This is a genomic window from Micromonospora sp. NPDC049107, from assembly GCF_040648595.1.
Lineage (GTDB): Bacteria > Actinomycetota > Actinomycetes > Mycobacteriales > Micromonosporaceae > Micromonospora.
In genome coordinates this window covers 17,212-35,115 of sequence record NZ_JBEZEC010000003.1, presented here as the reverse complement: position 1 = coordinate 35,115, position 17,904 = coordinate 17,212, and the positions used below count along the sequence as shown (strand labels likewise).

General features: G+C 72.7%; 13 protein-coding genes. 5 read left to right on the top strand and 8 right to left on the bottom strand.

The features are described from left to right. The first annotated feature begins 147 nt into the window (after nucleotides 1–147). From AB0B55_RS08370 to AB0B55_RS08360, 3 genes are all read left to right on the top strand, one after another. On the top strand, nucleotides 148–1,344 hold the full coding sequence (locus tag AB0B55_RS08370; protein WP_357122774.1) for a thiolase family protein: 1,197 nt from the start codon (nucleotides 148–150) through the stop codon (nucleotides 1,342–1,344). Then, nucleotides 1,341–3,401 carry a 3-hydroxyacyl-CoA dehydrogenase NAD-binding domain-containing protein gene (locus tag AB0B55_RS08365; protein WP_357171259.1) on the top strand — a complete coding sequence of 687 codons (2,061 nt, stop codon included), beginning with the start codon at nucleotides 1,341–1,343 and terminating at the stop codon, nucleotides 3,399–3,401. Before AB0B55_RS08370 ends, AB0B55_RS08365 begins: the two co-directional genes overlap by 4 nt. A gap of 167 nt (nucleotides 3,402–3,568) precedes the next feature. Further along, on the top strand, nucleotides 3,569–4,423 hold the full coding sequence (locus AB0B55_RS08360) for a hypothetical protein (protein ID WP_357171257.1): 855 nt from the start codon (nucleotides 3,569–3,571) through the stop codon (nucleotides 4,421–4,423). A 59-nt stretch (nucleotides 4,424–4,482) separates the two neighbouring features. On the opposite strand, the gene AB0B55_RS08355 is transcribed toward AB0B55_RS08360, so the two are convergent. Further along, nucleotides 4,483–4,986 carry a levansucrase gene (locus AB0B55_RS08355; protein ID WP_357171255.1) on the bottom strand — a complete coding sequence of 168 codons (504 nt, stop codon included), beginning with the start codon at nucleotides 4,984–4,986 and terminating at the stop codon, nucleotides 4,483–4,485. 154 nt (nucleotides 4,987–5,140) lie between these two features. Here AB0B55_RS08355 and AB0B55_RS08350 point away from each other — a divergent pair, with 154 nt between their 5' ends. Further along, nucleotides 5,141–7,123: a M4 family metallopeptidase gene (locus AB0B55_RS08350; RefSeq protein ID WP_357171253.1), complete on the top strand. Its 1,983-nt coding sequence runs from the start codon at nucleotides 5,141–5,143 to the stop codon at nucleotides 7,121–7,123. A gap of 70 nt (nucleotides 7,124–7,193) precedes the next feature. Here AB0B55_RS08350 and AB0B55_RS08345 read toward each other — a convergent pair whose 3' ends face one another. The 5 genes from AB0B55_RS08345 to AB0B55_RS08325 form a co-directional block, all read right to left on the bottom strand. Beyond that, on the bottom strand, nucleotides 7,194–7,592 hold the full coding sequence (locus tag AB0B55_RS08345) for a VOC family protein (protein ID WP_357122758.1): 399 nt from the start codon (nucleotides 7,590–7,592) through the stop codon (nucleotides 7,194–7,196). A 38-nt stretch (nucleotides 7,593–7,630) separates the two neighbouring features. Beyond that, the gene (locus AB0B55_RS08340; protein ID WP_357171251.1) at nucleotides 7,631–8,812 is read right to left on the bottom strand and encodes a HAMP domain-containing sensor histidine kinase; all 1,182 of its coding nucleotides are present in this window, start codon (nucleotides 8,810–8,812) and stop codon (nucleotides 7,631–7,633) included. Continuing rightward, nucleotides 8,809–9,477: a response regulator transcription factor gene (locus AB0B55_RS08335; RefSeq protein ID WP_355053305.1), complete on the bottom strand. Its 669-nt coding sequence runs from the start codon at nucleotides 9,475–9,477 to the stop codon at nucleotides 8,809–8,811. The genes AB0B55_RS08340 and AB0B55_RS08335 overlap by 4 nt, the downstream gene beginning before the upstream one ends. A 77-nt stretch (nucleotides 9,478–9,554) precedes the next feature. Then, nucleotides 9,555–10,838: a PQQ-binding-like beta-propeller repeat protein gene (locus AB0B55_RS08330; RefSeq protein WP_357122752.1), complete on the bottom strand. Its 1,284-nt coding sequence runs from the start codon at nucleotides 10,836–10,838 to the stop codon at nucleotides 9,555–9,557. Further along, nucleotides 10,835–12,112, bottom strand: coding sequence for a PQQ-binding-like beta-propeller repeat protein (locus AB0B55_RS08325; protein WP_357171249.1), 1,278 nt, complete (start codon nucleotides 12,110–12,112; stop codon nucleotides 10,835–10,837). Before AB0B55_RS08325 ends, AB0B55_RS08330 begins: the two co-directional genes overlap by 4 nt. Nucleotides 12,113–12,234: 122 nt before the next feature. On the opposite strand from AB0B55_RS08325, the gene AB0B55_RS08320 reads away from it, so the two are divergent. Then, the gene (locus AB0B55_RS08320) at nucleotides 12,235–14,085 is read left to right on the top strand and encodes a hypothetical protein (RefSeq protein ID WP_357171580.1); all 1,851 of its coding nucleotides are present in this window, start codon (nucleotides 12,235–12,237) and stop codon (nucleotides 14,083–14,085) included. Here AB0B55_RS08320 and AB0B55_RS08315 read toward each other — a convergent pair whose 3' ends face one another. Then, nucleotides 14,086–15,876 carry a hypothetical protein gene (locus AB0B55_RS08315; protein ID WP_357171247.1) on the bottom strand — a complete coding sequence of 597 codons (1,791 nt, stop codon included), beginning with the start codon at nucleotides 15,874–15,876 and terminating at the stop codon, nucleotides 14,086–14,088. Next, a complete protein-coding gene (locus AB0B55_RS08310; RefSeq protein WP_357171579.1) occupies nucleotides 15,876–17,768 on the bottom strand; it encodes a hypothetical protein in 1,893 nt (630 codons plus the stop codon). Before AB0B55_RS08310 ends, AB0B55_RS08315 begins: the two co-directional genes overlap by 1 nt. Nucleotides 17,769–17,904: the final 136 nt, after the last annotated feature.

Sequence of the window (17,904 nt, the reverse complement as noted above, 5' to 3'; positions counted from 1 at the left end):
GGGGTGGGCCACAGTGGGGCGTGGGGACGGGGTTGGTTACTGGCGAGTAGCATTCGGGGTGACGTGCCCCGCCCGGCCGACGCTCGTTCGGTCCGGAGCGCCGCCCAGCGGTGCGGAGGCCGAATTGTGGTCGATTAGGAGGCTCAAGTGCCCCGTGAAGTTCGGGATGTCGTCTTCGTCGACGGCGTCCGTACCCCATTCGGCAAGGCGGGTGGCATGTATGCCAACACCCGCGCCGACGACCTGGTGATCCGCTGCATCCGGGAACTGCTGCGCCGCAACCCGCAGCTCCCGCCGGAGCGGGTCGAGGAGGTCGCCATCGCTGCCACCACCCAGATCGGCGACCAGGGCCTCACCATCGGCCGTACGGCCGCGCTGCTGGCCGGCCTGCCCAAGACCGTTCCCGGCTTCGCCATCGACCGGATGTGCGCCGGCGCGATGACCGCCGTGACCACCGTGGCCAGCGGCATCGCCATGGGCGCGTACGACGTCGCCATCGCCGGCGGCGTCGAGCACATGGGCCGCCACCCGATGGGTGAGGGCGTCGACCCCAACCCGCGCATCATCGCCGAGAAGCTGGTCGACCCGTCGGCGCTGGTCATGGGCGCGACCGCGGAGAACCTGCACGACCTGGTCCCGCACATCACCAAGGAACGCACCGACGCGTTCGCGCTCGCCTCGCAGCAGAAGACCGCCAAGGCGTACGCCAACGGCAAGCTCCAGGACGACCTGGTGTCGATGTCCATCCGCGACGCCGAGGGCGGCTGGGGTCTGGCCGGAGTGGACGAGGCTCCCCGGGACACCTCGATGGAGAAGCTCGCCACCCTGAAGACCCCGTTCCGCCCGCACGGCAAGGTCACCGCCGGCAACGCGGCCGGCCTGAACGACGGCGCCACCGCGAGCCTGCTCGCCGACGAGGCGACCGCCCGCGAGCTGGGCCTGCCGGTCGCCATGCGGCTGGTGTCATTCGGCTTCGTCGGGGTGGAGCCGGAGGTGATGGGCGTCGGCCCGATCCCGTCGACCGAGAAGGCCCTGCGCCTGGCCGGGCTCACCATCGACGACATCGGCCTGTTCGAGCTGAACGAGGCGTTCGCCGTACAGGTGCTCGCCTTCCTCGACCACTTCGGCATCGCCGACGACGACCCGCGGGTCAACCCGTGGGGCGGCGCGATCGCCATCGGCCACCCGCTCGCCTCGTCCGGCGTACGGCTGATGACGCAGCTGGCCCGCCAGTTCGCCGAGCACCCCGAGGTCCGCTACGGCGTGACCGCGATGTGCATCGGCATCGGCATGGGCGGCACGGTCATCTGGGAGAACCCGAACTGGGAAGGTGGCGACAAGTGAAGGCACCGAACGAGGTCGTCACCAGGGCGCTGCTGCGCCAGGTGAGCGTGCCGGGGCTGGACCGTCCGGCCGCCCTGATCACCCTGGACAACGGCTTCGACCACACCAAGCCGAACACGTTCGGCCCTGGTGGGCTGGCCAGCCTGGACGAGGCGATCAGCGCCGCGCTCGCCGCCGACCCGGCGTTCATCGCGGTCACCGGTAAGCCGTACATCTTCTGCGTGGGCGCGGACATCGTCGGCCTGCCGCAGCTCGCCGACCGCGCGCAGGCGCTGGAGATCGGTCGGCTCGGTCACCGGGTCTTCGCCCGGCTCAAGGACAGCAGCGTGCCCACGTTCGCGTTCGTCAACGGCGCGGCGATGGGTGGCGGCCTGGAGTTGGCGCTGCACTGCCACTACCGGACGCTCTCCGGCGGCGCTGCCGCGCTGGCCCTGCCCGAGGTCTCCCTCGGTCTGGTGCCCGGCTGGGGCGGCACGCAACTGCTGCCGAACCTGATCGGCATCCCCGCCGCCACGCAGGTGATCATCCAGAACCCGCTGATGCAGAACAAGATGCTCAAGCCGAAGCAGGCCGCCGAGCTGGGCATCGCGGACGTGCTGCTGGAACCGGCCGACTTCCTGGAGCGCTCGCTCGAGTGGGCCGCCGGTGTGGTGCGCGGCCAGGTCACGGTGACCCGGCCCGAGGTCGACAGGGACATGTGGGCGGGCGTGCTCTACTTCGCCCGGGAGACGCTGAACCAGCGGCTGCACGGCGCGGTCCCGGCCGCGTACAAGGCGTTGGACCTGCTGGAGACCGCGAAGGACGGCGACTTCGCCGCCGGCACCGCCGCCGAGGACGAGGCCCTCGCGGACCTGGTCTTCTCCGAGGAGCTGCGCAGCGGTCTGTACGCCTTCGACCTGGTGCAGCGGCGGGCCAAGCGCCCGGCCGGCGCACCGGACAAGGGCCTTGCTCGCACGATCACCAAGGTCGGCATCGTCGGGGCCGGCCTGATGGCCAGTCAGTTGGCGCTGCTGTTCGCCCGCCGCCTCCAGGTGCCGGTGGTGATGTCCGACCTCGACCAGGCCCGGGTGGACAAGGGCGTCGGCTACGTGCACACCCAGATCGAGAAGGCCGTCACCAAGGGCCGGATGGACAAGGGCACGGCCGCCAAGCTGTACGGCCTGGTCAGCGGCACGGTCGACAAGAGCGCCTTCAGCGATGCGGACTTCGTCATCGAGGCGGTCTTCGAGGACTTGGGCGTCAAGAAGCAGGTGTGGGCCGAGCTGGAGAAGATCGTCTCCCCGGAGGCGGTGCTCGCCACCAACACCAGCTCGCTGTCGATCACCGAGATGGCGGCGGAGTTGGAGCACCCGGAGCGGGTGGTCGGCTTCCACTTCTTCAACCCGGTGGCGGTGCTGCCGCTGCTGGAGATCGTCCGGGGCGAGCGCACCGACGACGCCACCCTGGCCACCGCGTTCGCGGTCGGCAAGCAGCTCAAGAAGTCGAGCGTGCTCGTCAAGGACGCCCCGGCGTTCGTGGTGAACCGGCTGCTCACCCGCTTCCTGGGTACCGTCTTCGCCGCCGTGGACGCCGGCACCCCGCTGGACGTCGCGGACAGCGCCCTGGACCCGCTGGGCCTGCCGATGCGACCGCTCGCCCTGCTCCAGCTCGTCGGGCCGGCCGTGGCGTACCACGTGGGCGGCACCCTGCACGCCGCGTACCCGGACCGGTACGACGTCAGCGAGAACCTGAAGCGGATCGCCGACTCGGGTCAGCCGCTCGTCGTCGACGACCAGATCAACGCTGAGGTCGCGAAGCTGCTGGTGGTGGGCGATGAGCCGCTGACCGCCGAGCAGGTACGGCAGAACGCGCTCGACGCGCTCGCACAGGAGATCCGGCTCATGCTGGACGAGGGTGTGGTCGCCGAGGCACAGGACATCGACCTGTGCATGATCCTGGGCGCCGGCTGGCCGTTCCACCTGGGCGGTGTCACGCCGTACCTGGACCGCACCGGCACCTCCGAGCGGGTCACCGGCCGGCGGTTCCTGCCGCGCGGGGCGGCGAGCCTGCCCGCCTGACCGATCAGCTCCTCCGTCGCGGTGGCCGGACCGTCCCTCGTGGACCGGGCCGGTCACCGCGACCGTTTGCGGGCGGTCGTGGTGGCCCGCGGGACCCGGTCGGTACCGCACGGGTGCCCTGACCGGGTTACGATCACGCGTTTCGCACCCCATCCTGGAGCTGACTGATGTCCCAGCCACCGGCCAACCCCTTCGGGCCGCCGCCGCACGACTCCCCCGTCCCGCCGCAACAGCCGGGCCAGCCGGCAGCGCCGTACCAACCGGGCCAGCCGTACCAGCCGGCAGCGCCGCAGCAGCCCGGCCCGCCGCAGCCCGGTTGGCCGCAGCAGCAGGGCTTCCCGCCCCCGCAGCAGCCCGGTGGCTGGCCGCAGCAGCAGGGCTTCCCGCCCCCGCAGCCGGGGCAGCCCTACGGGGGCCCGCACCTGGCCGGCCCGCCGCCGAAGAAGTCGAACGTCGGCAAGATCCTCCTGATCGTGCTGGCCGTCGTGCTCGTGCTCTGCCTCGGCGGCGCGGCGATCACCTGGTTCGCGGTCAAGGACGAGGTGGGCGACGTCGTCGACGCCACCAAGACCCGGGTCGTCGCGCCGGCCGCCCTCGCCGGCCGGGCCAAGAACACCGACCCGCAGTTGCAGACGGTCGCCGACCAGATGGTCACCCAGATGAAGACCGAGGTGCAGAACGAGACCAGCACGGTCGGCGCGTTCTACGGCGATCCGACCAAGCAGGACCTCGTCCTGATCGCCGCGGTGTCCGGCGTGATGGCCGACCCGAAGAAGGAGCTGGACGAGGCGGTGACCGGGCTCGCCAGCCAGCTGTCGGTGACCAACATGGCGGCGGTCGAGGCGGGGCCGCTGGGTGGCGACGCGCGCTGCGGCGACGGCAAGGCCGAGAGCGTCCCCCTCGGCGTCTGCGTCTGGGCCGACCGGGGCAGCGTGGGCCTGGTGGTCATGTACTTCAAGACCGCCGCAGAGGCCAAGGCGGAGTTCGTCGGCGTCCGGGGTCAGATCGAGCAGCGATCCTGAACGAACGCACGACCGGGCCCCGGCCACCCGAGGGTGACCGGGGCCCCGCCGTACCGCCGTCAGGCGACCGGGAAGTACGCGTCGAGCTTGCCGCGTAGGTGAGCCGCGTAGATGAAGCCGAGCGTGGGGCTCCCTCGGAAGGCGGCGGCGACGCCGGTACGGGCGTCCACGGCCACCGGACGGGCCAGCGCGGCGAACTTCAGCCGCTGCTTCTCCTGGGCCCACGCCGCGGCTGCCGGCTCGACCTCAAGGCCGACCACGGCGGGGAGCACCGCCACCCCGTTCTGGAAGCCCCGCAGTTGCCCCTTGCGCGCCAGCACGTAATCCATCGCCGAGGTGCTGAACGCCTCCAGGACGTCGGCCGTCACCCGCATCGTCGGCGCGGCGATCGTGAACAGGTGCAGCTTGGTGGCCATCCACCGCATCCTGAAGTCGCCCCGGTAGCCGATCAGCACCGGCGTGCCACCCCAGTCCTCGATCCGCACCTCGCAACCGTCGGCCCGCAGCCGGTCACCGGTCGCGGTGAGGTACGCCTGCACCGGCTCCATCGCCGTCGTATCCATCCGCCACACACCCTTCACCCTGCTGTGGCCGCTCATCTAACAGCACCGGGCGCGCACCCCGCCACTGCCATGATCGCCGATCAAGTGGATGTCCATTACGGACCTTTAGCGTCTGTCGCGTCATTGATGCCTGCATAAGTATTGGAGTACGAGAGTGGGCTCAACCATCATCCGACGCGGTGTCGCCGCGGCGGCGGGCGTCCTGCTCGCGTCCGCGCTGCTGCCGATCAACGCGCAGGCCGCTCCCCCCGGCGCCAGGGTCGCCGAGGCGGCGAACTCGCTGCGGGCGAGTCTCGGCGCGGAGGGCATCGTCGAGATCGACCGCGACACCGCGACGCTGCGGCGGCTGGCCCGGCTCGACGGTTACCTGACCGGGCCGAGCGCTGCCGCTCCCGAGCGGATCGCCCGCGAGTATCTGGCGGCCCATCGCTCGGCTGTCGGCCTGACCGCCGCCGAGATCGCCGCCCTGCGGCTGCGCAAGGACTACGTCGACATCGAAGGCACCCATCATCTGAGCTTCGTACAGCACGTGAACGGGGTCGACGTCGTCGGCAACGGCCTCAAGGCGCATGTCACCAGGGACGGCCGGCTGATCGCGGTCGACGGCGTGCCGCTGGCCGGGCTGCCCGCCACGCTCGGCGCGGCGCGCGTGGACGCCGTCGCCGCCCACCGAGCCGCGGTACGCACCGTGTCGGGCGTGCCGGCCGCGGCCGTGCGCTCCCGGACCACGTCGTCCGCGACCTTCTCCGACGGCGATCGCGCCCGCCAGGTCGTCTTCAACACGAAGGCCGGCCCGAGACTGGCCTGGGAGGTGATCGACATGGCCGGGGGCTACCTCAGCGTGGTGGACGCGGCCGACGGCAGCGTTCTCTTCCAGCGGAGCATGGTCGCCAACCACCACGCGACGACGTGGCAGAACTACCCGGGCGCCCCGGTCGGCGGAAGCCAGCGCACGGTCGACCTGAACAGGTGGTTGCCACCGAACGCGACCCGGCTGGAGGGCAACGTCGGGCACGTCTACTCCGACGTGAACGCCGACAACGTCGCCCAGGCGTCGGAAGAGGTCGCGCCGAACGCCGCGAGCAGCTTCGATTTCCCGTTCACGAACTTCTCCGACCAGGTCGGCGCACCGTGTTCGGCGCAACGGCAGTGCTCGTGGAATCCGGCGGTGCCGTACTCCTGGCAGACCAACCGCGAGCAGAACGCCGCGCAGCTCTTCTCCTTCCTCGGCACCTGGCACGACCACCTCGCGGCCGCACCGATCGGCTTCACCCGGGCGGCCGGCAACTTCGAGGCGGTCGACGGCGATGCGGTCGTCGCCGAGGCGATGGACGGCGCGGACACCGCCAACGGCCTGCCGGACAGCAAGCACGCCAACAACGCCAACATGACGACCCCGCCGGACGGCATGGCGCCGCGCATGCAGATGTACCTGTTCGTCAAGTCGGCAAGCGTTCTCGCCGGCAACTCGGGAGACACCGCGGACATCCTCTACCACGAGTACACCCACGGACTGTCCGACCGGCTGGTGGTCGACGCCAACGGCAACTCGACCCTCATCAGCGCCCAGGCGCAGGCGATGTACGAGGCGTGGAGCGACTGGTACGGCCTGGACTACCTGGTCGACAGCGGTCTTGAGCGGGACGACGCCGTCGACGGTGACGTCCGCGAGGGCGACTACATCCTGGGCGGTCGTTCGGTGCGTAGCGAGGCGATGGACTGCCCGGTGCACAGCACCGAGCCGGTGTGTGCCGGCAACCCCGCCGCGGGCACGGGCGGCTACACCTACGGCGACTACGGCAAGATCCGCAACTCGTCGACCGTGCCGGGGACCACCGAGCCGGAGATCCACGCCGACGGTGAGATCTGGGCACAGACGCTCTGGGACCTGCGTGCCGCGATCGGCAGCCGCCTGGCCCGCTCGCTGATCACCCGGGCGATGGAGCTGTCGCCGTCGGACCCGTCCTACCTGGACATGCGCGACGCGATCCTGCTGGCGGACCGGGTGGTGAACCACGGTCGCGGGCAGCGGGAGATCTGGCGGGTCTTCGCCGCGCGTGGCATGGGCCTGCACGCGAGTACGGACGGCGCCAGCGACACCACTCCGACCGAGGACTTCTCGGTGCCCCGGCGCTGACGCGCCGGCATGGGTACGGCGGGGCGTCGCGACTGCGGCGTCCCGCCGTACGGCACCAGGCCGACGGCGTCTAGCCCGCCGGCCCCGCCGGGGTCGCCGCCCGCTCGGCGGCGCTGCGCAGCACGCAGAACTCGTTGCCCTCCGGGTCGGCGAGCACCACCCAGCCGGCGCCGTCCGGCCTGGTCTGATCGTCGACGAGGGTCGCGCCGATGCCGAGCAGTCGCTCAACCTCCTCGGCCCGGGTCCGGTCGGCGGGTTGCAGGTCCAGGTGCAGCCGGTTCTTCACCGCCTTGCCCTCGGGCACGGCGATGAACAGCACCTCCGGGCCGCCCGGCGGCAGCAGCATCGCCTCCGGGTCGCCGGGAAGGTCGTCCGGCTGCATCGGGCAGTCGAAGACCTTCGACCAGAAGCCGGCCAGGGCGTACGTGTCGGCACAGTCGATGCTGATGTTGTGGATCGTCGAACTCACAGTGGTCCTCCACGAGGGTGATGTCGCGCAATCGTCGCTCAGCCGCTGATGGCCACCGGGCCCGGTACCGCCGGGGCGTCCACCGCCGGCAGGGTGACGGTCACCTCCAGGCCGCCACCGGGCTGGGCGACCACCCGGACCGTTCCACCGTGCGCCTGACAGACCGCGCGGACGATGGACAGCCCCAGGCCGGAGCCGCGCGCGCCGGTACGTTCCCGGCCGCCGCGCCGGAACGGCTCGAACAGCCCCGGCACGTCGGCCTGGTCCACCTCGAAACCGGTGTTGCCCACCACCAGCCACGAGCGGTCGCCGTCGGTGCCCGTCCGTACCCACAGCCGGCCGTGCAGGTGGTTGTAGCGGACGGCGTTCTCAATCAGGTTGCCGGCCAACCGGTCCAGCAGCCCCGGGTCGCCGACCACCGGGGCGGACTCCAGTGACGTCTGCACCCGCAGGCCGATCCGGTCGACCTCGCGGCGCATCGCGGACAGCGCGTTGGCGGTGCCCGTGGCCAGGTCGCACTCGCTGCGCCGGCCCAGCCGACCCCCGGCCTGGGCCTCGCTGCGGGCCAGCACCAGCAGCGCGTCCACCAGGCTGTTCGCGCGCTCCGAGGCGTCCCGCACCACGGTCGCCATCCGGCGGTACTCGGCGGCGTCCGCGTCGTCGTCGCTGAGCGTCACGTCGATCTCGGTCCGCATGACGGCGAGCGGGGTACGCAGCTCGTGCGAGGCGTTCGCCACGAATCGCTTCTGCGCCTCGAACGCGGACGCGATCCGGTCCAGCATCGCGTCGAACGTCTTCGCCAGCTCGGCCACCTCGTCGTCCGCGCCCGAGTAGCCGATGCGCTGGTCCAGGGTCGCCTCACCGAGCCGCTGGGCGGTCGCGGTGACCTGGTGCAGGGGTCGCAGCGCCCGGCCGGCCACCGCGTACGCGCCAGCGACCCCCACCACGCTGATCGCCAACAGCGCGACCAGGCCCTTGGCCAGCAACTCCCCGGAGGCGGAGTCGACGAGTTGACGCTGCCACTGGGCGGCGTCCAACTCGCCGCCGTCGGCAAGCAGCACGGTCGTGCCGGGCAGCAGTTCATCGGTGGGCCGCAGCGCGTCGCGCACCAGCAGCCAGGCCAGCAGCACCAGGATCGCGCCCGCGCCGACCAGCAGTACGCCGTTGAGCAGCGTCAACCGCAGCCGCAGGGTGGGCCGCAGCCGTGCCGGCCGGCTCACGGCAGCACCTCGGCGGTGCGGTAGCCCGCCCCCACCACCGTCTCGATCAACGGCGGATCGCCGAGCTTCTTGCGCAAGGTCATGACGGTCACCCGGACGATGGTGGTGAACGGGTCGGTGTTGGCGTCCCAGACCCGCTCCAGCAGCTCCTCGCTGGACACCACCGCGCCGCGGGCCTTGAGCAGCTCGCTGAGCACGCCGAACTCCTTGTTCGTCAGGTCCACCGGCACACCGGCGCGGGTGGCGACCCGGCGGGCCGGGTCGAGCACCAGGTCGGCCAGTTCGAGCACCGGCGGCGCGGCCGGGGTGGCCCGCCGACCCAGCGCCTGCACCCGGGCGACCAGCTCGTCGAACGCGAACGGCTTGGGCAGGTAGTCGTCCGCGCCGAGTTGCAGCCCCTCCACCCGGTCGGCCACGGTGCCGCTCGCCGTCAGCATGAGCACCCGGGTCAGCGCCCCGGAGGCGGCGAGGTCGGCGCAGATCTGGTCGCCGTGCACACCGGGCAGGTCGCGGTCGAGGACCACCACGTCGTACCGGGTGACGAACGCCGCCTCGTGGCCGGCGTCACCGTCGTACGCCACGTCGACCGCCATGCCCCGCTTGCGTAACCCGCGCGCGATCGCGTCGGCGAGGTTGCGTTCGTCCTCGACCACCAGTACCCGCATCCCGGCCTCCTCGCTGCTGACCACCGACAACCTAGTGCCGGCGGGCAAGCAATCCTCCCTCGTGGGGCCGCCGGTGGTCAGCTTGGCAGCCGCCACAACCCGAAGTCGCCGTCCCGCCGCCGGCAGAGCAGTTGACCGGTGAGGGTCTGACACTCCCCGCCCGCCCCCGGCAGCACGTCCAACGTGCGCACGGTCCCGGCACGGACGTCCAGCCGGGCGACGAGCAGCCCGCCGCCGGGGTGTCGGCGTACACCGATCAGAGGACCGTCGGAGGCGTACTGCGCCACCTCCCACCGTCCCAGCTCCGCGAGCACCCGGCCGGTCGGCGCGTCGAGCACGACGAGATTCTCGACGCCCGGCGGGGAGCTGCCCACCGAACTGGCGAGCAGCCGACCGGCGGACGGCCAGACCCATCCCCAGCGGTCGTCGCTCCAGCGCGGCACACCGGTCGCGGCGTCGATCGTCCGTACGCCGCCGGAGCGGGTCTGCACGCAGATGACGACACCGCAGTCGCTGGCGAACATCGCCTCGCCGGACGGGACGCTCCAGCGCTGCCGCAGGTCGTCAAGGCCGTACGCGGTGATCATGGCGGTACGGCCACCGATGGTGACGAGCAGGTCGCCCAGCGGCTGCACGGACACGGCGCCCGAACCGCCGGGCGGGCGGACGTCGGCACGGGCCAGGACGACGCCGGTGGCCGCCTCGCGGATCTCGGTCGGCCCGTCGGGGTGGCGCAGCACCAGACGGTCCACCCCGTACCCACCCTCGTGGAACGACAGGTCGACGCCGGGATCGACGGACATCTGCCAGCGCACCGTGCCGCAGCACGGATCGACGGCGCGCAGCGCACCCCCGTTCTCGCCCGCCGACCACAGCAGCAGAGCGCCGTCGGAGAGCCCGGTGGCGTTGCCGGGCTGCTGCCACCGGTACGCCCCGGTCTGGCGGTCCAACGCGATGGTGAGCGTCCCCTGCCCGTCCGCGCCGACCTCGTGGCCGGTGACCAGCAGCGTCTCGCCCTGCTGCGCGACCCCCCAGTACCGGCCCTCGGTCGGTAGGGACGCCCGCCAGGCCAGCTCGCCGCCGGGCAGGCGGGTGGCCCGGACCTGCCGCTGTCCCGGCTCGGACAGCGGTTCCACGAGGACGAGCAGATCGTCAGTGACCAGCGCGTCGGCGCCCGGCCCGGCCGGCAGCGTCACCACCTCACGCGGGGCGGTCGGCGTCGACGCGGCGAGGCCGACGAGCACCAGCAGCGCGACGAGCGCGGTGCGGGTCCGACGCCCCCTCCTCCACGGTGGGCGGGGCAGCGGATCGGGGTCCGACCCGTCCCGCAGCTCCCCGAGGTCGATCACCGCATCGCTCACCGGGACAACCTCCAGAGTGCCGTCGAGCCGTCGAGCCGTCGGCAGAGCAGGACGGGCCGCGCCGACTGACACCCGCCCGCCACCTCCGGCAGGACGTCCAGAATCCGCGTCCGGCCGGCGGTGAGGTCCAGCTCGGCCACGACGAGCCGACCGTCGGACGTCGGGTGTACGCCGAGCAGCGCGTCCTCCCTGCGTACCTGGTTCACGAGCTGCCACCGGCCCAACTCGGCGCGTTCCCGTCCGGTCCGCGCGTCGCGCACCGCGTACTGCTGCTCGGACGTGGCCACCAGCAGCCTGTCCCGCCGGACGTCCACCAGCATGTCCGGCCCCGGGTCCGACCAGCGGACCGCGCCGGTGGCGGGCTCGATGGTCTGGATGCCGCCGGTCTGCTGGACCGCGCACAGCAGATCCGCGCACGGTACCGCCCAGGCCACCAGCGGCACCGGCGATGTCCAGGCCCGCTCCATCGCGGGCAGCCGGAAGGCGACCAGCTCGGTGCTGCCGGGTGGTACGAGCAGCACCAGGTCGTCCACGACCTGCACCCGCTGGAACGCCGAGCGATCACCGGGCAACGTGTCGACGCTGTGTCGCAGGTCCCCGGTGTCGGCGTCGTACACCTGCACCTCACCGGTCGGCTGGACGAACACGATCTGGTCGACCTGCCCGCCCCGCCGGTGGAATTCGGTGCCACCGAACGGAACCGGCACCGACCACAGGAGCCGGCCGGTGTCGGGCGTCACCCGACTCACCGTGCCCAGCGCGTCGCCCGTGTCGTTGGCGAGGAGCATGCCCCCGTCGGTCGCCCGCTGGGCGATCCCCGGGTGACGCCAGCGCCGCTGGCCGGTCTGCGCGTCGTAGGCGGTGGTCTCCAACACACCGCTGGCGACGCTGACACCCACCGCCAGCAGCATTCCGCGTTGGATCCACACGGTCACGTAGTCACCGCTGCGATCCAGCGCCGCGCGCCACCGACGCCGTACGCCGTCTCCGCCCGCCGGCCCGGCCTGGTCGTAGACGCTCAGGTACCGGTCCCCGGTGGGCGTGGACGCGTCGACCACCACGACGCCATCCTCGGTGAGGTACGCCGAGGCGCCCGGCGCGGTCGGCACCGACGTGACGGCACGGTGCCGGACCGGTGTCGCGCCAGCGAGGGTGACCAGGGCAAGCAGCAGCACGGCCACGGTACGCAGGGGGCGGCCGGCGGCGCGCGGCGGGCGGACCGGCGGCAGCGACGGAGGCTCGTCCCGGATCTCGCCCAGCTCGATGATCGACAAGGACCGTCCCTCCATCGCCGGCGCAACCGACCGGGTGCGGCCCGGCAAACCGGCCGTGGGCGTACCGGCCCGGCAAAAGCGACGCACCCTCGCCTGTACGATGGCGCGTCGTGGCTGTGCCGGTGGTAGACCCCTCGCTGAATTCCGTGACCGACCCCACGTCGGCCGAGGTCGAGCCGACACGGCGGCCTCGACGTCGCCCGGCCCGAGCCGACCTGTTGGCCCTCGGAGCCTATGTGGTGCTGGGCGTCTTCGTCTGCCTCAACTACTGGGGGGACGTGACCGGTCGGGTCTCGTCGCACCTGCCCACCGACCACAGTTGGTTCGAGTGGCTGTTCGCGCACGGCGCGTACTCGCTGCGGCACCTGGAGAACCCGCTGTTCACGGCCCGGCAGAACGCCCCGGACGGGGTGAACATGATGGCCAACACCTCGCTGCTCGGGGTGACGCTGCCGCTGGCCCCGCTCACCATGCTGCTCGGCCCGCAGGTGATGTACGCCCTCTACCTGGGCGGGGCCCTGGCCGCCACCGCCGGCACCGCGTACTGGATGCTCTCGCGGCACCTGGTGCGCTCGCGGGCGGCGGCCTTCGTGGGCGGGGCCTTCCTCGGTTTCGCGCCGGGCATCATCCACCACGCCAACGGCCAACCCAACTTCGTCTCCAACTTCCTGCTCCCGCTGATCGTGGTGCGGGTGCTGCGCCTCGGCGAGCCGGGCCGGTGGCGGCGCAACGGGCTGGCGCTCGGCGCGCTGGTGGCGTACCAGATCTTCATCAACGAGGAGATGCTGCTCCTCACCGCGCTGGCCTGCCTCGTCGTCGTGCTGGCGTACGCGGTACAGCGGCCCCGGGCCACCCGCGCCATGGCCGGGACGTTCCTGGCCGGGATGGGGGTGGCCGGTGGGCTGGCCCTGACGCTCACGGCGTACCCGATCTGGTTCCAGTTCGACGGCCCCCAGTCCTACCGGGGCCTGCAGGGTGGCGTCTTCCACAACTGGGGCGAGGATCTGGTCGCCTTCGTCTCCTTCGCCCGGGACACCTGGGCGGGTGACCCGGCGATCGAGAAGACGATCGGGCTGACCGAGCAGAACACCTGGTTCGGCTGGCCGCTGGTACTGCTCTCGCTGGTGGCCCTGGCGCTGCTGGTACGCCGCTCGCTCGCCGCCCGGGTCGTCGCGGTGCTCGTCGTGGTGTTCACCGTGGCCTCGATCGGGCCGTGGGTGCGCTTCGACGGGGTGGAGACCGACATCCCCGGCCCGTGGTCGTACGTGTCGGACGATCTGCCGCTGGTCGAGATGATGATGCCGACCCGGCTGGCGCTGGTGGTCGCCGCCGCGGTGGGCGTACTGCTGGCGCTGTTCTGCGACGCGGCGGCCCGGCAGGCCCGCGCGGGCCTCGCGCCGGCCCCGCGCGCCGGGGAGCCGGCCGCCGCGCCGGTCGCGCCGCGCCGACGGTGGCTGCGACCCCTGGGGTACGCGGCGGTCGCCGTCGCCCTGCTGCCGCTGTTCCCCCGGCCGCTGCCCGCGCAGCAGATCGACCCGCCGCCGCACTTCATCACCGCGGGCGGCTGGCGACCGTACGTGCCGGCGGGCCGGACCCTCGTGCCGGTGCCGATCCCGAGCAACGTGCACGGTCTGCCGACGCTGCGCTGGAGTGCCCTGACCGAGCAGGAGTTCCCCATTCCGGGCGGCTACTTCATCGGCCCGAACGAGTTGGGTGAAGGTGTCTTCGGCGCGCCGAACCGACCGACCAGCAGCCTCATCTACTCCACCATGGACGCGGGAGTCCTGCCCCCGCTCACCGACGAGAACCGGCGGCAGGCCGTCGAGGACCTGCGGTTCTGGCGGGCGTCGGTGGTGGTGCTCGGCGCCCACCCGCGCGAGGCGGTGCTGCGCGAGCTGGTCACCGCGCTGCTCGGGCCGCCGCAGCGGGTCGACGACGTCTGGGTCTGGGACGTCCGCGCCCTGGTGGGCTGATCAACCGACGAGGGGCCGCACGTCCCACATCCACCCGCCGTCGACCGGGCGGCCCGCGCCGATCAGGTCGTCGACCGTCCGCCGGACGGCGTCGCCGTTGGGCAGCCGGCCGAGTACCACGACCGCCGCTCGCCAGTGCCGCAGATCCTCGACGGCCTGGCGGCGGTCGGCCGCGCTCAGCACCGGTGTCAGGCCGGTCTCGGCGACCCGGCGCAGCAGCAGGGCGGTGGGCCGGTCCGGGGCGCCCCAGCGGGCCGCCGGGTCGTCCGGCCCGCTCGGCCCGATGAAGTACCCGCCGGGGGCGTCGAACGACAGCCCGGCGCGCGCCGACCAGAGCATGACCGGGCTCAGCGCGGCGCCGGTGACCGGAGGCAGGCCCACCACGGTCCGTCCGGGCGGCACCAGCGTCCGCCATCGGCCCTCGGCGACGAAGGCCGGCACCGGCGGGACCGGAACAACCCGGATCGGTGTCGGCGTCAGCGGCAGCAACGCGGCGGCCACCGCCGACGCCCACACCAGCCGTACCGGCAGGCCCGGCACGGCCGTCCGGCGGGCCCCGGCGACGCGGTCCACGAAGAGCGCCACCAGGACGCCGAGCACCGGCACGCAGACCAGCGCGAACCGGGCCGGCACCGCCAGGTCGAGCAGCGGCAGCCCGGCGACGAGCCGGTACGGGCCCGGGATCCCGGTGGCGCTGCCGTCCACCCGCAGGTCGGTGCCGAGCGACAGCAGGGCGAAGACCACACCGCAGCCGGCCAGGGCGCGGACCAGCGGTCGTCGCCACAGCCAGACCACGACCACGACGGCGAGGACCAGCAGCCCGGGTCCGAAGAACGAGTTCTCCTCCGTCGGGTTCGGTGAGAGCAGACCCGGCAGCCAGTCGTCCCCGAGCACCGTCTGCCGGGCCGAGGCGGTGAACGACGCCGCGTCGAGCTGGAAGCCGTGCGCGGCGAAGGCCATCCCGGTGTAGTGCTGCGGGCCGTGGAACTGGAACCACAGCGGGTACGCCAGCAGCACCGCGCCGACCACCGCCGCCACCGCGAGCCGGCCGAGGAGGGCCGGCGCGAGACGACGGGCCGCGGCCCGATCGGCCAGGGCGTAGCCCAGCGCGAACACCCCGGCGGCGAGCGCCAGGAAGACCAGCACCTCCTCGCCGATGAAGACCTGCCAGACGAGCAGCAGCCCGAGGCCGACACCGGGCCGCCACACCGCCGACCGGCCGGTGCCCGCCCGGAACACCAGGGCGAGGATCGCCGGCAGCAGGAACTGGGCGGCCACGTGCAGGTGCGCGCCGGCCTGGGCGACCATGCCGGGGGCGAATCCACAGACCAGCCCGCCGAGCGCCGCCGCGGAACGGGCGGAGACGAGCCGACGGCGCAGCAGCGCGTACCAGGCCGTGGCGGTGCCGGCGAGGCAGCCGACCACCGCCACACAGAACGCCACCTGCGAGCCGAACAGCAGCGTGACCGGGGCCAGCGGCACGCCCAGGCCGAGCACCGACGTGTTCGCCATCAGGTTGACGCCGTACGGCGCGTTCAGGGCGGCGCTGAAGAGCGGGTTCTCCCCCGCGACCACGGCGTGCGCCGCGTGGGCCAGCATCCACTCGAAGAGCACCTGGTCACCGGCCTGGTGGAAGAGCCGCTGAGGATGACCCCACTGCCGGCTGGTCAGCACCGCGGCCAGCGCCAGGTAGCCCGCGACCACCAGCGCGTCCGGCAGCCACGCCGCTCGTGGCGGGCGCGCGGTCGGGGAATCGGCCGGCGTCGTCGACGGCGCCGTTCCCGTGGTCATCAGACCGAGCGGTCGGTCAGCGTCCGGACATCCCACACCCAGACGTCCAACTCCTGGCGGCCGGGGCCGACCAGCTCTTCGACGGTACGCCGCAACGGCTCGGCGTTCTGCTGACGGACCGGGAGTACGAGGATCGCCGCCCGCCAGTGCCGCAGCTCGTCCGTGAAGCGCCGGCGCTGCCGGTCGTCCAGTTTGGAGGTACGACCGGTGGTCGCCACCTCCTCCAGCAGTTGGCCCACTCCGCTGGGTCGTCCGCCGAACCGGCCAGGGTCACCGGTGTTGCCGTTGCGGGGGGCGAGGAAGTAGCCACCCGGGATCTTGAAGTCGAGGTTGGTGGCCGCCGCCCAGCGCATGCCGTGCGTGTTGCCCATGCTGGGCACCGGGATCGGCACGAGCGTCTGGTCCGGACCGACGTACGCCCGCCACCGGTCGGCGGTGATGAACTCCGGCACCGGGGGCCGGGAGACCATCCGCAGCGGCATCGGAGCGATCGGCAGCAGCGCAAACGCCAGGCCGGCGGCGGTGAGCGTCCGGACGGTACGTCGGTCGGCCGGCCGCAGCGCCCAGGCCCGCTCGACGGCGATCGCGAGCAGCAGACCGATGACCACCGTGGTGATCAGACCGAACCGGGTGGGCACCACCGCGTCCAGCAGGGGCAGGTGCACCAGCAGCTCCCACGGCCCGGTGACCAGGTCCCGGTCCCACCAGGAGATCTGCTCACCGAGCGAGAGCAGGGCGAAGAACGCGCCGGTCGCGGCGAGCGCCCGGACGAGCATCTCCCGACGCAGCCAGACCACGACGCCGACGGCGAGCATCGACAGGCTCCAGCCGAAGAAGGCGTTCTCCTCCGAGTAGTTGGGCGCCAGATTGACGTTGGCCCGCTGGTTGCCGCCGAGAGTGGCCGAGCCGGGCGCGAAGAAGGCGGCGATGTCGTTGCCGTAGTCCTGCACCGCGTCGCTGAGCCCGTGGTACGCCATCGGCCCGACGAACTGCACGTACAGGGGGTACGCCAGCAGGGCCCCGGCCAGCAGCGCGCAGGCGGCGAGACCGGCGGCCAGCGGTCGCCACGCCGCCCGCCAACGGTCCGGCTCCTGGACCACCACAGCGATCAGGAAGATCCCGCAGGCCAGCGCCGTGAAGAGCAGGATCTCCTCGTTGATGAACGCCTGCGCGGTGACGAGCAGAGCCAGCAGGGCGCCGTCGCGGACCGGCCGGCGCGAACGGGTCAACACCAGGACCCGCCAGACGATGAACGGCAGCAGGAACTGGCTGATGATGTTCGGGTGCCAACTCGCGTGCGAGAGCATCGCCGGGGAGAAGCCGCAGAACCAGCCACCGACGGCCGCCGCGAGCGGCGTACGCACGAGGTGGCGGCGGAGCACGAGATACCAGGCCATGGCGGTGCCGGCGAGGCCGAGCGTCACCAGCACCACGAAGGACACCGCCGGACCGAACAGCAGGGTCACCGGCACCATCGGGATGCCCAGCGCCAGCACCGCCGTGTTGGCCATCAGGTTGACGCCGTCGGGGTAGTTGAACTGCTCGGTGTAGAACGGGTACTCACCGTGCAGCACCACCCGTACCGAGTGGGCGAGGAAGAACTGCACCTGAGCGGGGTCACCGGTGTAGAGCGACGCCACCCGGCCGGCCGGGTCCAGCCAGAGCCGGCTGGTCACCCAGAGGGCGGCGAGCAGGAACAGCGCCCCGACCGCCAGGTGTTGCCGCCGTCGGGTCCAGCGGGCCCAACGGCTCCGCCTCGGCCCGGACGCCGGGACCGTCCCGTCCGGCGCGGTGGTCGCCGCCCCGGTCTCGTCCCGGTCGACCTCGTGCGGCACGACCTGGTCCAGCGCGACCTGGGCCGGCGCGGCCTGGGCCGGCGCGGCCTGGTCCACCGCGACCTCGTGCGGCACGGCCTGGGCCGGCGCGGTTGTTTCGGGCGCGGTCGAGGTCACCGGGGCCGGGGCGGTGTCGACCCGGTCGGTCAGGGCGGCGGAGTCGCCGGGCGCCCCGACGGACCTGGCCCGGGAA

Excerpts from the sequence above, each read along its gene's own strand:
- AB0B55_RS08315 (WP_357171247.1), bottom strand. The coding sequence starts at position 15,876 with ATGACCACGGGAACGGCGCCGTCGACGACGCCGGCCGATTCCCCGACC.
- AB0B55_RS08360 (WP_357171257.1), top strand. The coding sequence starts at position 3,569 with ATGTCCCAGCCACCGGCCAACCCCTTCGGGCCGCCGCCGCACGACTCC.
- AB0B55_RS08355 (WP_357171255.1), bottom strand. The coding sequence starts at position 4,986 with ATGGATACGACGGCGATGGAGCCGGTGCAGGCGTACCTCACCGCGACC.
- AB0B55_RS08335 (WP_355053305.1), bottom strand. The coding sequence starts at position 9,477 with ATGCGGGTACTGGTGGTCGAGGACGAACGCAACCTCGCCGACGCGATC.